This window comes from Pseudoalteromonas translucida KMM 520 (assembly GCF_001465295.1).
Taxonomy (GTDB): Bacteria; Pseudomonadota; Gammaproteobacteria; order Enterobacterales; family Alteromonadaceae; genus Pseudoalteromonas; species Pseudoalteromonas translucida.
This window is the reverse complement of the sequence record NZ_CP011035.1, coordinates 218011-233807: the sequence shown is the minus strand read 5'-3', so window position 1 is coordinate 233807 and position 15797 is coordinate 218011. Positions and strand designations below refer to the sequence as shown.

General features: G+C 40.2%; 11 protein-coding genes. 10 read left to right on the top strand and 1 reads right to left on the bottom strand.

The genetic code is table 11. The features are described from left to right. Positions 1-50: 50 nt before the first annotated feature. The 3 genes from PTRA_RS16555 to PTRA_RS16545 all read left to right on the top strand — a co-directional run bounded on the left by PTRA_RS16555 (position 51) and on the right by PTRA_RS16545 (position 5055). Positions 51-2882, top strand: coding sequence for a TonB-dependent receptor plug domain-containing protein (locus tag PTRA_RS16555; RefSeq protein ID WP_058374774.1), 2832 nt, complete (start codon positions 51-53; stop codon positions 2880-2882). A 115-nt stretch (positions 2883-2997) separates the two neighbouring features. Further along, positions 2998-4131 (top strand): N-acetylglucosamine-6-phosphate deacetylase, encoded by a 1134-nt coding sequence (nagA, locus tag PTRA_RS16550; RefSeq protein WP_058374773.1) that lies wholly within the window; start codon positions 2998-3000, stop codon positions 4129-4131. Between the two features lie 18 nt (positions 4132-4149). Continuing rightward, positions 4150-5055, top strand: coding sequence for a dihydrodipicolinate synthase family protein (locus PTRA_RS16545; RefSeq protein WP_011329793.1), 906 nt, complete (start codon positions 4150-4152; stop codon positions 5053-5055). Between the two features lie 119 nt (positions 5056-5174). Here the strand turns inward: PTRA_RS16545 and PTRA_RS16540 are convergent, their stop codons facing one another. Continuing rightward, positions 5175-5966 (bottom strand): alpha/beta hydrolase, encoded by a 792-nt coding sequence (locus PTRA_RS16540; RefSeq protein ID WP_058374772.1) that lies wholly within the window; start codon positions 5964-5966, stop codon positions 5175-5177. 183 nt (positions 5967-6149) lie between these two features. On the opposite strand from PTRA_RS16540, the gene PTRA_RS16535 reads away from it, so the two are divergent. The 7 genes from PTRA_RS16535 (at position 6150) to PTRA_RS16505 (ending at position 15733) form a co-directional block, all read left to right on the top strand. After that, positions 6150-7112 (top strand): DUF4862 family protein, encoded by a 963-nt coding sequence (locus PTRA_RS16535; protein ID WP_058374771.1) that lies wholly within the window; start codon positions 6150-6152, stop codon positions 7110-7112. A gap of 85 nt (positions 7113-7197) precedes the next feature. Beyond that, on the top strand, positions 7198-7902 hold the full coding sequence (locus PTRA_RS16530; protein WP_058374770.1) for a transcriptional regulator NanR: 705 nt from the start codon (positions 7198-7200) through the stop codon (positions 7900-7902). Between the two features lie 146 nt (positions 7903-8048). Next, positions 8049-10487 carry a sodium:solute symporter family protein gene (locus PTRA_RS16525; protein ID WP_058374769.1) on the top strand — a complete coding sequence of 813 codons (2439 nt, stop codon included), beginning with the start codon at positions 8049-8051 and terminating at the stop codon, positions 10485-10487. Positions 10488-10506: 19 nt separating this feature from the next. Next, the gene (locus tag PTRA_RS16520; RefSeq protein WP_058374768.1) at positions 10507-11214 is read left to right on the top strand and encodes an N-acetylmannosamine-6-phosphate 2-epimerase; all 708 of its coding nucleotides are present in this window, start codon (positions 10507-10509) and stop codon (positions 11212-11214) included. Further along, positions 11214-12089 carry an ROK family protein gene (locus PTRA_RS16515; protein WP_058374767.1) on the top strand — a complete coding sequence of 292 codons (876 nt, stop codon included), beginning with the start codon at positions 11214-11216 and terminating at the stop codon, positions 12087-12089. Before PTRA_RS16520 ends, PTRA_RS16515 begins: the two co-directional genes overlap by 1 nt. Position 12090: 1 nt before the next feature. Beyond that, positions 12091-12897 (top strand): glucosamine-6-phosphate deaminase, encoded by an 807-nt coding sequence (gene nagB / locus PTRA_RS16510; RefSeq protein ID WP_058374766.1) that lies wholly within the window; start codon positions 12091-12093, stop codon positions 12895-12897. 499 nt (positions 12898-13396) lie between these two features. Next, entirely contained in the window at positions 13397-15733 is a 2337-nt protein-coding gene (locus tag PTRA_RS16505; protein WP_058374765.1) for a TonB-dependent receptor, read from the top strand. The last annotated feature ends 64 nt before the right edge of the window (positions 15734-15797 follow it).

Here is a 15797-nt window from a genome sequence, read left to right as displayed (position 1 = left end):
CGAGTTATGAATAAACATTTAAAAAATAATTATAAATTTTTGGGGATACCATGTTGAAATCAAAAACACTTGTTAAATCACTACTGGCGATCAGTATTGCTTCGGTAACAACTTATTCATTAGCTGCAGATTCAGACAATGTAAAAGCAGAAGCAAAAGTAGAAAAAATAATTGTAACTGGTTCATATATTAGTAAAGGCGACTTTGAGTCTGCTTCACCAGTAAAAATATTAGACGCTGATGATATTGAAGGTGTTGGCGCAGTAAACGTGGGTGACCTACTAGCTAGAATGCCCTCAGTAGTGGGTGATACAACCTCGGCTAGCTCTAATATCAGTGAGCAAGATTCAGGCTTAAATACCGTTGCTTTACGTAACTTAGGATCTTCGCGTACCTTAGTACTAGTTGATGGTAAGCGTTACGTTTCTGGCATGTCTGTTGGCTCTGGCTACGGTGTTGATTTAAACACAATTCCTACCACTATGATCCAAAGTATTGAAGTACTTACCGGCGGTCAATCTGCTGCTTATGGCTCTGATGCAGTTGCAGGTGTGGTTAACATTATCCTTAAGAAAAACTTTGACGGTGTCGCTTTTAAAGCACAAGCTGGACGCAGTGGCGAAGGTGATAAAGACACAAGAGATATCGAATTTTCAATTGGTAAAAACTTTGATGACGGTAATGCTTGGTTATCCGTTGGTTACTCTGAAGATGATGGCTTAATGGCTAGCGATCGTGACTATTCACGCGTGCACAAAGACGCAGTAGACACTGATGGCGATGGCATACGCGATACATCTCAGTTTGTGGGCTCTTCGCATGTTTTTGGTGGCCGTATTGATAAATACAATGGTGACGGTAGCTTATTTACCCGTACTGATGATCCAGCCACGTCAGATGCGTTTAACTTTCACGATTACCGCTCTATGATAGCGCCACTAACACGCCACTTTGTTGCCACTGGTTTATCACTGGATTTAAACGAAAAATCGCGGATGAACTTTACGGCTAACTACGCGCGTGTAGATTCACGAGCTCGTTATGAGCCTATTCCACTTGATACCCGCAACGACATTTTTAAGTTATCTAAAGGCGGTACTACAGGTATTGATATTGCAACGCACCCTTGGTTTGCAGGTACTGCACTTGGCAATAACTTACTTGCCGACGGCATTAATAGTCTTGATGATGCAAGCTTAACATTTAGACGCCTATATGAATTTGGTGACCGTGGGGCTGAAAACACCCGTAGCACATTTAGAGTTGCAGGCGAATATGAGTATGATATTTCAAATGATATTTACTTAAAAGTAAGCGGTACTTATGGCGTTACAGATCAAAAGCAAACTAACCATGGCGACATTAACCTTGACCGCGCTCGCTTTGCTTTAAATGTTGAAGATAATGGCGCTGGCGGATATCAGTGTGCTGATGACATTGCTCGCATTAATGGCTGTGTTGTATTCAATCCGTTCTCGCTTAATGGCATTTCGCCTGAAGCAGTAGATTACTTATCAGCTGATACCAATCTAGAAGGTAGTATTGAGCAAGTGGTAGTAACCGCCGTTGTTGCTGGTCGATTAGATTATGCCGTTAGTAACGACGTAGACACTATCGGTTTTGCTGGTGGTGTAGAATACCGTGAAGAAAAAGGCCATGAAACACCAGATCCACTACGCCAAGCCGGTATTGTACGTGGTGCAGCAATTGCTAAAACCAAAGGCTCATTTGACGTTGTTGACGTGTTTGGTGAGTTACATATTCCACTACATGAAAAGTTAAGCTTATCTGCTGCAGTACGTTTTGGCGATTACTCGTCGGTCGGTAGCACTACTAACTGGACTATTGGCTTAGATGCACCAATTACAGACAGTATTCGCCTACGCGGTGCGGTAGCAACAGCAGTACGTGCGCCTAACGTAAGTGATTTGTTTGCTGGTGGTACTGCAACCGCAGCACTGGTTACTGACCCTTGTGACGGACTAACGAATGCTGATAGTGGCAATATTGCAGTAAACTGTCGCTCGGTTGCAGCTATTGCTGATCGTATCGATAGCGAGGGCGCATTTAACTTAACGCAAGTAGAACGTCAAAATACCGCAGGTTTATTAAGCGGCTCTACCGATGTTAAAGAAGAAAAAGCCGATACTGTCACAGCCGGTATCGTGTTTACGCCTGAGTCAATTGCGGGCTTACAAATGTCACTTGATTATTACGACATTAAGATTGATGATGCCATCGCTAAAACCGACCGTACCGTTATCTTAAATCGTTGTTACTCTGCAGATCCTAGCAATTTTGATGCACAATGTGGCGGCTTAGTACGCCGTGATGGACGTTCAGGTGCAGCACTTGAAGTAAATGCAGCATCTGGTAACGAAAACCTCATTGAAACAAGAGGCCTTGATATTGATGTGTCATACATGACCGACTTAGGTGATGGTGATTTGTATGTAGGCTTTGCAGCAAACATCTTAGACACTTACAGCATTACAGGACTCGAAACGGGTGACAAACAAGAGTTAGCTGGCGAAGTAATGTTCCCAGAGCTGCGTTTTAACGTTAATGCATCGTACACAATTAATGAGTTCAATGTGTATTGGCAAGTACGTTACTGGGATGAAACCAAAGACCGTAACGATAATACCGTATTAACAGAAGAGCTTAACTCTATCGACTCACGTCTTTATAACGATGTGCGTTTTAGCTATAACTTTACTAACCAAATCAATGCTTACTTTGGTATCACTAACTTATTTGACGAGCAGCCACCACACCTAACGGCTGGTCATAAGTATCAGCAACAAGGTACTTTAACAAATGGTAGTGCGTATGATTTAACAGGCCGCTCATATTACGCCGGTGTTAAATTAAACTTCTAATCTAAGTAAGCTTGGGTTAACCGTTTAATACTTAAAATATTAAACGCAATGGTGGACTAACCATAAAAAATTAGTCCACCGCTTTAAATGTCAGTACTAACTTAGAAGACTTGTCATGATCACCACTTTAATAGCCGATCATCTATTTGATGGCAAAACACTACACTCTAACCACCCTATTAGTATTAAAGATGGCAAAATTATTGCTTTTGATACTGTAAAAGGCGCCATTGAAACTAAAGTTAGTGGCTTATTAACTGCTGGATTTATTGATACGCAAGTTAATGGTGGTGGAGGTTGTTTACTTAATCAAAATACTAATTTACAAACCTTAACTGCAATGAGCACAGCGCATGCTAAGTATGGTACTAGCAGCCTGCTGCCTACGCTAATCACCAGCAATTTAAATAAAATAGAACAAACTGCCAACCTAATAAGTACCGCTATAGCGCAGCACACTCCCGGTATTTTAGGGGTACATTTTGAAGGCCCACATATTAGCGAGCCTAAAAAAGGTATTCACAGTAGTCAACAAATTCGCGGTTTAAGCCAGCAAGAATTAGATATTTATTGTCGTGACGATTTAGGCATAAAAATAGTCACATTAGCCCCTGAAAATGTCAGCTGCGAAACAATTAAAATATTAGTAGATCACGGTGTGCATGTTTGTTTAGGTCACTCAAACGCAAGTTTTGAGCAAGCACAAGCCGCACTAGCTGCTGGCGCAACAGGTTTTACCCATTTATTTAATGCTATGTCGGCACTTGAGTCGCGCGCGCCAAATATGGTGGGAGCCGCATTACTTGATGAGCAAAGCTGGTGTGGCATTATTTTAGATGGCCACCATGTACACCCAAGTACAGCCAAACTGGCTTATAGAGCAAAAGCCGCTCGTAAAATGATGCTAGTTACCGACTCAATGTCGACAATAGGCAGCGAGCAAACACAACTGCATTTTGACGGCCATGACATTAACTTAGTTGGCGACAAATTAACTAGTAATAGCGGCCAATTAGCGGGCTCAGCACTAAATATGATCACCGCGGTGAATAACGCAACACACATGTTAGACATTTCCTTAACCGACGCCCTCAATATGGCTAGTTTATACCCAGCTGAGTTTTTAGGAATAGAGGGCTCTCGTGGACAGTTAAGCATTGGCGCCAATGCCGACTTAACTTTACTTTCAACAACAAATTCGTCGCCTCGTGTGTTAAACACATGGATTGGCGGCAAAGCAATATTTTAAAATTACAGAGGCTAAAAAATGAATAAACTTACTGGACTGATCGCAGCCCCTCATACCCCGTTTGACAAAAATGGTGATGTTAACTTACCAGTTATTGACCAACTTGCTGAGCTACTAATTAAGCAAGGCGTTAAAGGCGTTTATATTTGTGGTACTACAGGCGAGGGCCTTAACTGCTCGGTTGCTGAGCGCAAAGCGATTGCTGAACGTTGGGTTACAGCAGCTCAAGGTAAACTAAGTATTACCGTGCATACTGGCGCATTATCAATAGCCGACAGCCTTGAATTAACCAAGCACGCAGAAACGCTTGATATTTTTGCTACCTCTATTATTGCACCGTGTTTCTTTAAGCCTGGCTCAGTTGACGATTTAGTGCATTACTGTGCAACGGTTGCCGCTGCCGCACCATCAAAAGCATTTTACTACTACCACTCAGGTATGTCGGGTGTGATGTTTGATATGGAGCAGTTTTTAATTAAAGCTGACAAGGTTATTCCTAACCTTGCAGGTATTAAGTTTAACCATGGTGATCTTTACGAATTTCAACGCTGTAAGCGTGCTTGTGGTGGTAAATTCGATATTCCTTTTGGTGTTGACGAATTTCTTCCAGGTGGCCTAGCAGTAGGTGCTATTGGCGCAGTAGGTAGTACGTACAACTACGCAGCTCCACTTTATTTAGAAATTATCGAAGCGTTCAACAAAGGTGACCAAGAAACCGTAACTGCGTTAATGGATAAAGTTATCGCATTAATTCGTACTCTGGTTCAATATGGCGGCGTAGCAGCGGGTAAAGCAGCAATGCAACTACATGGTATTGATGTAGGTAACCCACGCTTACCAATTCGTGCGCTTAACGACGATGAGAAAAAAGACGTAGTTGCTAAAATGCAAGCCGCAGGCTTTATGGATCACCAACCAGCGTAGTAAACGCTGCGTTTACCCTGCACACAAGCTAAGCTTAATGCTCGGGGTGATAAGATGAAATCTATAACTCTTATTAGCCGCATTTATGCGGCTTTTTTAAGCTGTGATTTTACGCTCAATTAAGGTGTTTTTAGATTTTGGTTAATAATTTTCTGCACCAACTGCCAACTTTGCAGATCTTTATTAAAGCTGGGGAACATTTGAAAGTGACCAATCCCCTTTAAAACATGTAATAGCACATTGCTCGAGTGACTATTTTCAACAAAACTAAGCGCTTGATTAATACTCACCTCTTCATCGCTATCACCATGAATAATAATATAATTCACTGTATTATCGATTAACTGCGACGGATTAGCGTTTTTTACTCGGCAGTGATCGCGAGTAAATTGACCGCCTAATAATTTTTCAATTTGTAGTGGTTGCCCCAAATCAGCAGGCGTTCTTAGTTCAAGCACCCCAGAGATAGAAATCACCGTATTTATTGCTAGGCTAGCATTGTTATAAAGCTCCGACTGTTTGTCTATCATAGCGCGTGATGCAGCCCAAGTTGCTAGGTGTCCGCCTGCGGAGTGGCCAATGATCATCACCTGCTTTAAATCTATTTTTTCTTGCTCAGCAATAATGGTTAAAAAATCAACGCCTTGTGCTACATCACTTAATATTGTTGGCCATGGCGCGGTAATATTAGGTCCCATGCTATTCATTCTGCGATATTCTATATTCCATACTGCCACATTTAAGCCTAATAAATACTCAACAATATGCTTAGTAGGGTAAGTATCTAAGCTATGGTTATCCTTCCAATAACCGCCATGTATAACAATAACCACAGGGACGCTTGCTTCACTGTTTGGCCTAAAAAGCTGTCCGTATTGTTGGGAGTCACTACCGTATTTATATATTTTCACTTTTGAGCCTAAATAGTTAATTTAAAAAATTCAGAAGTTGTTTTGCAGACACACTACTGGTATAACAGCTACACCAATATACATTAAAACCTTAGTATTTTAATATGGTTATTTAAGCCACTTTAAGACTAAAACGATGATCACTATGCTACTGGCGCTAAATTGCAGCTTAAAAGGATTAATATGAAAATAATTGTAGGGGCTTATGCATCTGTGCCTTCAGATGCGAGCTGGGATAAAGAAACTGAGCATTTATTTTATCAACAACTAAAAAACAATACCTTAATAGATGGTTTAGAAGTGCCCTTTACTGGCAAGCTGCATAAATATGATAATGACTGGTTTTACAATCAACTTGATAAAAACTGGTGCTATGTTATTACCTGCATACCAGGGACTATGGGGGAGTTGGCAAAAGATCCGCACTTTGGTATCGCTTCTGATAACGAGGCTGGTCGACTTAATGCATTAGCTTTTTATCAACAAGCCAATACGGAAATAGCCAAGTTAAATAGCCACTTTAATAAACAAGTGGTAAGTCATATACAAATTCATACTGCCCCTGCAATTACGCCTAATACCTCCTCTTCTGTCAGTGCATTAGTAAAGTCACTTAATGAGCTGCAAAGCTGGGATTGGCATGGCGCTAAATTAATTATTGAACATTGCGATGCATATATGCAAAACCAATCCAGTGAAAAAGGGTTTATGCGCATTGAAGACGAGCTTTTAGCTATAGCGACTGTTAATAAACAGGCAAATAATAAATTAGGCATCACTATTAACTGGGGACGCTCAGCCATTGAGGCTCAAAGCGCAACCGGGCCACTGCATCATATGCAGCTTTGCATAAACGAAAACTTGCTCTCAGGGCTGATATTCTCAGGGGCAAGCAGCACATCGGCTTTATATGGCGCTTGGAAAGATAGCCATATGCCCCCTATTATGAATGATTTTGATCAGCTAAATAATAAAGATTCAGAGTTGAGTGAGCATGAAATTAAAAAATGTATGCAATTACAACAAAGTGCTAAATTAGATTTTGTAGGCTGTAAAATCTCTATTTTGCCACATCAGCAACCGCTAGCGAGTAGAATACAATACATACAAAACACATTGGCTATGATAAAAACTGCCATAGACTAGCCATATCGCTAGTTTTGGAGAATATTAGTCAATTGATTGTTTTATGGTACAATAGGCAAATAGCTAACCATTTAATAGGTTTTAAATGTCATTAAAAATTACGCGCCCTGTCGAACGCAAAAAGTTGTCAGAAACGGTTGAAGAAGAGCTCGAACGCATGATCCGTCAAGGTGAAATTTCAGAAGGTGATGCACTGCCTTCTGAGCGAGATCTTATGGCTGCATTTGGCGTCGGTAGACCTTCGATCAGGGATGCTTTAGCGGCACTAGCACGTAAAGGCTTGGTTAAAATAAGTAGCGGTGAAAGAACTAGGGTAACACGCCCTTCAGCCGACACCATTATTTCTGAGTTGTCGGGTATGTCAAAGGATTTTCTTACCCAGCCTAATGGTTTAAAATATTTTGACCAGTTAAGACGATTTTTTGAATCTAGCTTAGTGCGCTACGCCGCATCATCTGCAACACCTAGCCAAATAAAAGAACTAGGTGAAGCGCTTGAGTTAAATAGCAAATCTATTAATAGCGACACCCAGTTTAGAAAAACAGATATTTACTTCCACCGGGTGATTGCCTCTATTCCAGGTAATCCAATATTTTTAGCTGTACACCAAGCGTTAATGGACTGGTTAATTGATGCTCGCCCCGAGCGCGTTAATACCGTGGAATTAAATAAGCAAAGTTATAACGACCATGTTGCTATTTTTGAGTGTATAAAAAATGGTGATGTAGAGGGAGCTGACGCAAAGCTTTCTGCCCATATAGATTATGTTTTTGATAATTATTACGACTAATACTTTAAGTATAATCAATTAAACGATAGATATTATAAAAAGGCTAAACTTAGCCTTTTTTTGTGTCGCAAATGTTAAATTTATAGATTTCCCACACGCCAAGTGGTATAACAGGTATACACCACAAACAGGTATACAGTTGCACTATGAGAATAATTATAATTTTTTTATTACTTTTAACATCATGCAATACATTTGCTAAAACACAGCTTGATTGGAGCGTTATTAAAAGTAACGCTAACCACCTACCTATAAATAAAGATTCTTTCTATTTTTTAACAAATGACGCTTTGTTTATTTCAAGTACCGACTTTGCCAAATTAAATAAGCTAGACCTAGCAACACATGAAATAAGTACTGTATTAAACTTCAAACCTATTGATGGTAATAGAGCGCAAGCAATTACAGTGCAGCACAATAACAAAACAATTGTGCTAGGCGGCTTAGTTAATGGGGTTAAATCTACACGTGTTAATGTTTTAGAATGGCATGATGAATCTCAAAATATTGTTTCAAAACAGTTAGCTAATTTACCTCGTTCGTTTAGTAAAGTAAGTGCGCAAGTATTTGGGCAAAACGTGTACATTACTGGTTTTGATAAGCAGTGGTACTTTTTTAAAATAGCCCTAAATAATGACCAGCAACAGTGGACACCACTCAATGCAGCATTATTTACAGATCTAAACATTATTAACAGTGAACTTGTGGTGCAAAATGATGGCAACGAAAACCGCATTTACGCTATTTCACAACAAGGCGCAGAGCAAAGCAGCAACTCTAATTCTAAACTTTTATTACACGAGTTTGATGAAGCTACAAATTCATGGTTAACCGTAATAAGTAGTAACCCCACTGAGCTGGTAGATATTGATAAGCTCGTATTTGCCTCTCCTCTGGGTCAATCTCATATTATGGTAGTGACTCAAGGTGGCAAAACCTTGTCATACAATACCATCACTAAAGCGTGGTCTAATTACAATAAGTCAGACTATCGTTTTCATAAAATAACTCAGGCTCAGCAACACTCTTATGCAGTAGTAACAGAGTTAAATACTAACAATACCGTTTTAATTAAAGGTGAAATTAGTAATACAGCCCGCGATTTTGGCTGGCAAAACATGCTGGTTTTAGTGATTTACTTACTCTCTGTGGTCATGGTTGGTTTATATTTTATGTTTAAAAATAAAAACACCAACGATTACTTTAGAGGTGGGCAGTCAATACCTTGGTGGGCTGCAGCCTGCTCTATTTATGCCACTATGTTAAGCTCGTTAACTTACATCGCCCTTCCGGCCATTGTTTATCAAACTAACTGGGTACTGCTTATTGGTATTTGGATGATAATTGCAGTAGCGCCTATTGCTGTATATGTAGCAATTCCCTTTTTTAGACAGCTAGATGCAACCAGTGCATATGAGTTTTTATCAAAAAGATTTAATATGCCGGTACGACTTTTTGCCAGTGGCTTATTCACCTTATTTCATATTGGCCGTATGGGTATTGTTATGGCATTAACCGCGTTGGCTTTGTCGGCGGTAACCCCTCTTAGTGCCTCTGATAGCGTGCTTATTATGGGAATGCTTTGTTTATTATATTGCACACTGGGTGGTGTTGAAGCCGTTATTTGGACTGATACTATTCAAACCGTAGTATTACTTATTGGCGCTGTTGTGTGTTTTGCTGTAATTATTGCTGGCCTCGATGATGGCTTTAATAGCTTTATACAAATTGGTTTTGCTGACGATAAATTTACCATAGTTAATAACGACTTTAGCCTTGAGAGTATTACTAGCTTATCTATTTGGGTTATTGTGCTGGGTGGTATTGGGCAAAATTTATCGAGCTACACTGCAGATCAAGCCGTTGTGCAAAGATACATGGTAACCAAAGATCCTGCCTCAGCGGTTAAATCTATTTGGGCTAATGCCATATTAGCGGCACCGGGCGCGTTATTGTTTTTCTGTATTGGTACAGGCTTATACGCTTTTTACCAACTTAACCCTGAAAAACTCGATCCAACCATTCAAATTGATCAAATTTTCCCTACGTTTATCTCAAATGAACTACCAATGGGTTTAGCCGGACTCATTATTGCAGGTATTTTTGCAGCAGCGCAGTCAACGGTTTCAACCAGCATGAACTCTATTGCCACTACGGTATTAACCGACTTTGTACGACCTTTTAATTTAGCCAAATCTGAGAAGTCTTATATGAGCTTAGCGCGCATCCTTACTTTTATTTCTGGCGTATTAGGCACCTTAGTTGGATTAATATTTATCGACCCTGAAATACGCTCACTAATGGAAGCTTATTTTAAAGTAATTGGTATGTTTATGGGTGCATTAGGTGGCATATTTATACTTGGCGCATTAACCAAACGTGCTAACTCTGTAGGCGCTATAGTAGGTATAATCTCAGGGGTGAGCTTAATGATTTCAGCATGGAAATATGGCTGGGCTAATGGCTACCTTTACGGAACAATAGGTATTTTAACCTGCTTAATTGTTGGCTACTTAGTTAGTTTATTATTCCCTGCACACAATAAAGATCTTTCAAAATTAACCTTATATACAATGAACCAATAACCAAATTTAAGAGCAAAATATGTCAAATAAAAATATAGAGTTAGAGAGTTTTTTAGTAAACCATTTGCAAAGTAGCTTAATTGCATCATGCCAGCCTCTTGACGATGGTCCTATGGATAAAGTTGAGCATATTGTTGCTATGGCATTAGCAACCGTAGCTGGGGGTGCAAAAGCACTAAGAATTGAAGGCATTGAAAATGTACGTGCGGTCGCAAAAGTAAGCAATATTCCTATTGTAGGCATTGTTAAACGCGACCTTACTGATACTGAGGTGCGCATAACCCCTTTTGTTGAAGACGTTATTGGCCTGGCCGAAGCCGGCGCAACTATTATCGCGTTTGATGGCACAGATAGACCTCGCCCAGTAGATAGGCTAACTCTGTTAAACACCATCCACGAACACGGCTGTATTGCTATGGCCGACTGCGCTGACCTTGCTGGCGGCAAGTTTTTACATGACGCGGGCTGTACCTTTATTGGCAGTACGCTATCTGGTTATTTAGATTTAAGTACAACCCCTAACGAACCCGACTATCAATTAGTAAGTGACTTAGTCAGTGCTGGTATAAAAGTAATTGCCGAAGGGCGCTACAACTCGCCTGAGCGCGCTGCAAAAGCAATTGAACTCGGTGCATTGTGCGTTACTGTTGGCTCGGCAATTACCCGCCTTGAGCATATAACTGGGTGGTTTGTGCAAAGTATTAACAATGCAAAGAGTGATATTTAATGATGAATATTGCCATTGATATTGGCGGCACCAAAATAGCCTGCGCACTTATTGATAATGACCAAATCGTTAATTCATTAAAAGTTGACTCTATTATACATACTAATATTGATGACTTAGCGGCATACGTTTATACCGTAATTGAAAAGTGGGTACCTCAAGCCAGCGCAATTAATATTGCTTGCACAGGCCAAGTTAGCGCAGAATTTGTGAATTTTTTATCTGTGCGTCGTAAATTACCATTAAAAGCACAGTTAGAAAGCCTAACTAACCTACCCGTCACTATAATTAACGATGCCTCTGCAGCCGCTTGGGCTGAATACACGGTAAATGAGCAGGTAAAATATAAAAACTTTATTTACATTACCGTATCAACAGGAGTGGGTGCAGGCATTGTATTTAACGACCAAATAATCACCTGCGCCGATGGGTTTTGTGCCCACCTAGGCCACACCACGGTACATATTCAATCAAACCATAACTACAGCTGCCACTGCGGCAGAAAAAACTGTGTTGAGTCAATTGCCTCAGGCACTGCTATTGCTAAACACGCCAGCAAAGCACTGGGTAAAACACTCAATGCAAAAGACGTATTTACAAACTACGCTGAGCATCCTGAAGTAGCCGAAATTATTGATAATGCCGCATCGGCCGTGGCCGAGCTGATATTTAATATGAAAGCCACATTTGGCAATGAAATGGTTGTTATTGGAGGCAGTGTGGGTTTGTCAGCATTGTTTTTTAATAAAGTAGCTGAAAAAATTCAACAAGCACCGGCAATTTATCAAGTAACCTTGTTACAGCCGGTATCGGGTGCAGATGCCGATTTAATCGGTGTGCATCACTACGCTAAAAATCAATTAATAGAGAAGTAAAATGCAAGTACTTATATTTGATGATAAAAAAGCTGTTGCTGAAAATGCAGCAACGTTGCTACAAAAGTTAATTTTAGCAAAAAGCAATGCAAATATAGGCCTAGCTACAGGTAGCACGCCTATTGATTTATATAAGCAGCTAGTATCGATGTATAAAAATAAGCATATTAGTTTTGCTCAGGTAAATACATTTAATTTAGATGAGTATTACGATATCGATGAAAATAATAGTAATAGCTACCGTTACTTTATGAACAGCCAACTGTTCAATCACATAGATATAGATAAAAACAATACCCATTTACCAACTTGTAACGCCAAACAAGATCCTAGAAAACAAGGTGAACATTTTGAGCAGCAAATAGCGGCGCTCGGAGGCTTAGATCTGCAACTTTTAGGCATTGGCGGCAATGGCCATATTGGCTTTAATGAACCCTCATCAAGCTTTGCATCTCGCACCCGGATCAAATCGCTAACTGAGCAAACCGTATCAGACAACAGCAGAATGTTTTCAGACGATGAGCAACAACCAAAAATGGCGATGACCATGGGTATTGCTACCATAATGGACGCTAAGTATGTGTTATTAATCGCCACAGGTAAAAATAAAGCACAAGCGGTAAATGACATGGTAAACGGCCCACTTTCGGCAAGTTGCCCGGCGTCAATTTTACAAATGCATAAAAACGCGATAGTGATGATCGACAACGATGCTGCCAGTTTATTAGCTAATAAAGATTACTTTACCTGGGTCAGTCAGCAAAACTATCAAATAAATGAAGCCTATGGCCATTTCCCTGATTTATGAAATAATTGTAAACTAAGCATCTCAACTTAGTTACTTAATAAAAGGCAGTACCACGCGTTGTTTTTCTTCTAGCTGTACTTAGAACTGTCACGGTTTAATGATGAAGCGTTTGCACCCTCGGTAATTAACAAGCAAGCTTGCCGCTAGCATATGTAATGTTATCAAAAGTATTTGGTAGCAGAGCGGTTAATTACCGCTGCAGCGGCATACAATCAAGAAATAGCTAGACTGCGAAAATAAATTCAATTTCATATTACTCTGCCCGCAGAAAATCTTGCCGGGCGGTTACGCTGAACTGATGCGTAGATAAAAATTAACCTGAACTCTGGTGTAGAGATTTTTAAGGATAACAAGGCTGATTTATCTGTTAATAGCGAAGCTATTGCCAGTTAGTTCAGCACAGTTAACGTTGAAAAAACGGCTGGGATAGATTTATTATCCAGAATTCAAATTAGTTAAATTTATACAACATAAAATGGCGATAGGAGCCTAAATACCCATGTGGAAAAAAAAGCCAATTATACTCTCAATGATGTTATCCCTCACTAGCAATTTAACATTCGCTGCTGAAGCGAATGGTGAAGAAAATGTAGACGAAAACATAAAAACGGCCTCATCGGAACAAAAGTCAACGCGTTCCAACAAAAACAATGCCGCTAATAAAACAGCCGGTATCGAAAAGGTAATTGTTACCGCCCAGCGTCGCTCACAAAACTTACAAGAAGTCCCTATTTCCGTTTCTGTAATGAAAGGTGATTTATTAGATAGCGCAACGGCAAATGGTGCAGATATTCGTTTTATGTCAGCACGTATACCGAGTTTAAAAATTGAATCTTCATTTGGTCGCTCTTTTCCGCGCTTTTATATGCGTGGTTTAGGTAATCAAGATTTTGATTTAAACGCTTCTCAACCCGTTTCTGTTATTTATGATGATATCGTCCAAGAAAATCCTATCTTAAAAGGCTTCCCAGTATTTGATACTGAAAGTGTTGAAGTATTACGTGGTCCTCAAGGCACACTATTTGGTCGTAATACGCCTGCAGGATTAGTTAAATTTACCTCTAAACGCCCAACCCAAGATGTTGAAGGCTATTTTTCTGCCTCTTATGGTTCGTTAAATACCGTATCGACACAAGGCGCATTAAGCGGCGGGTTAACCGACACTGTGTCAGTACGTGTTTCTTTATTAAATCAAACCCGTGATGATTATATCAGCACCGAAGCACCTGGTTTTGAAGAACAAGATATTTTAGGTGGCTATGACGATCAAGCCGCAAGAGTACAGGTGTTATATGAGCCAAATCAGGACTTCTCTGCATTATTTAATTATCACACCCGTGATTTAGACGGTACCCCTACGGTGTTCCGTGCGAGTGCGATTAAACCGGGAACCAATGATTTTCAAGATGGTTTTGACCGAAATGTTGTCTACCATGATGCTGCTCAGCGTTCAACCCAAAATGTTAAAGTTAATGGCGGCAGTATAAAGTTGGAATATGTCGCCAATGATTATAGTTATACCTCAGTCACAGGCTACGAAACGGTAAAAATGTTCTCACATGCTGACGTTGATGGCGGTTACCGAGTCAGTAGTTTTAGCGATCCTTCAGGTTACACCGGCGAATTGGGCACAGTGCCATCTTTTTCAATAGAAAGTGCTGACGGTATTCCAGATCACAGTCAATTTTCGCAAGAATTCCGTATGGCATCGAATGAATTAGGTCGATTTGATTATCAAGTTGGGGCTTTCTTTTTCAGCGAAGATCTTGATATTGATACTCTTCATTATAATGAAGATGGCAGCGTTAAACGCTATTTACAACAGAATCAACAAACCGATGCTTGGGCATTATTTGTCTCTGGTGATTATGATGTTACTGACGCGCTAAACGTGACCGCGGGTCTGCGTTTTTCAAAAGACAAAAAAGAGTATGTTGCTCAACGTATTATTGCAACCGGCAGAGATGGTGATTTTTTTGACCCGTTATACGCCAACACCGAAGACTCAGCCATTAGCTGGGATTTAAGCGCAACCTATAAATACTCAAACGACACTAACTTTTATAGCCGCATTGCTAATGGCTTCAGGGCCCCAAGTATTCAAGGGCGCGTGATCAGTGGTAGCGATCCTAAATTAAGCATTGCTGATTCAGAAACGATTCATTCGATAGAAATTGGTACGAAATCGGATGTACTCGATGGTGCAGCACGCGTTAATCTAGGTATTTTCTATTTTCAAATGGATGACCAGCAAATGACTGCGCAATCTTCTTTTGATGAAGGTGCCGCTAAAGAGTTATTGAATATAGATAAAACCGTGGGTTATGGCTTCGAAGTTGAAGCAGAGTACGCAATAACAGCCAACTTATTAACCACTTTAGGTATTAGTTATAACAATACTGAAATTAAAGATAAAAACGCCGCTATTGCCACTTGTAATTTTTGTACCGTACGTAACCCAGTGGATGCAAATGGGTTAATTGGTGTCGATGGCTTATCTTTGCCACGCGCGCCAGAGTGGATTAGTAACTTTACGTTGCGTTACAGCACAGAATTGGGTGATGGAGAGTTTTATGCCTATACCGATTGGTCTTACGCCAGTGAAGTACAATTTTCGTTAATTAATGCGGTTGAAATGCATCAAGACCCTTATTTAGAAGGTGGCATACGTGTAGGTTATAACTGGTATGTTAATGATTACGATCTTGAAGTGGCGGCTTATGGTCGAAATATCACCGATGAAACATCCTTAGTGGCCGGTTTAACTATCAATAACCTAGGCGGAGTAGTAAACGAAGGACGCTTTTGGGGCGTTGATCTAAAAATTAGTTTCTAAGTAAATTTGTTACCCCCATACATACGGGTGCTAGCTCAATCAAAACATTGACTAGCCTCCGTAT

Excerpts from the sequence above, each read along its gene's own strand:
- PTRA_RS16520 (WP_058374768.1), top strand. The coding sequence starts at position 10,507 with ATGTCAAATAAAAATATAGAGTTAGAGAGTTTTTTAGTAAACCATTTG.
- nagA (WP_058374773.1), top strand. The coding sequence starts at position 2,998 with ATGATCACCACTTTAATAGCCGATCATCTATTTGATGGCAAAACACTA.
- PTRA_RS16505 (WP_058374765.1), top strand. The coding sequence starts at position 13,397 with ATGTGGAAAAAAAAGCCAATTATACTCTCAATGATGTTATCCCTCACT.
- nagB (WP_058374766.1), top strand. The coding sequence starts at position 12,091 with ATGCAAGTACTTATATTTGATGATAAAAAAGCTGTTGCTGAAAATGCA.
- PTRA_RS16525 (WP_058374769.1), top strand. The coding sequence starts at position 8,049 with ATGAGAATAATTATAATTTTTTTATTACTTTTAACATCATGCAATACA.
- PTRA_RS16515 (WP_058374767.1), top strand. The coding sequence starts at position 11,214 with ATGATGAATATTGCCATTGATATTGGCGGCACCAAAATAGCCTGCGCA.
- PTRA_RS16535 (WP_058374771.1), top strand. The coding sequence starts at position 6,150 with ATGAAAATAATTGTAGGGGCTTATGCATCTGTGCCTTCAGATGCGAGC.
- PTRA_RS16545 (WP_011329793.1), top strand. The coding sequence starts at position 4,150 with ATGAATAAACTTACTGGACTGATCGCAGCCCCTCATACCCCGTTTGAC.
- PTRA_RS16555 (WP_058374774.1), top strand. The coding sequence starts at position 51 with ATGTTGAAATCAAAAACACTTGTTAAATCACTACTGGCGATCAGTATT.
- PTRA_RS16530 (WP_058374770.1), top strand. The coding sequence starts at position 7,198 with ATGTCATTAAAAATTACGCGCCCTGTCGAACGCAAAAAGTTGTCAGAA.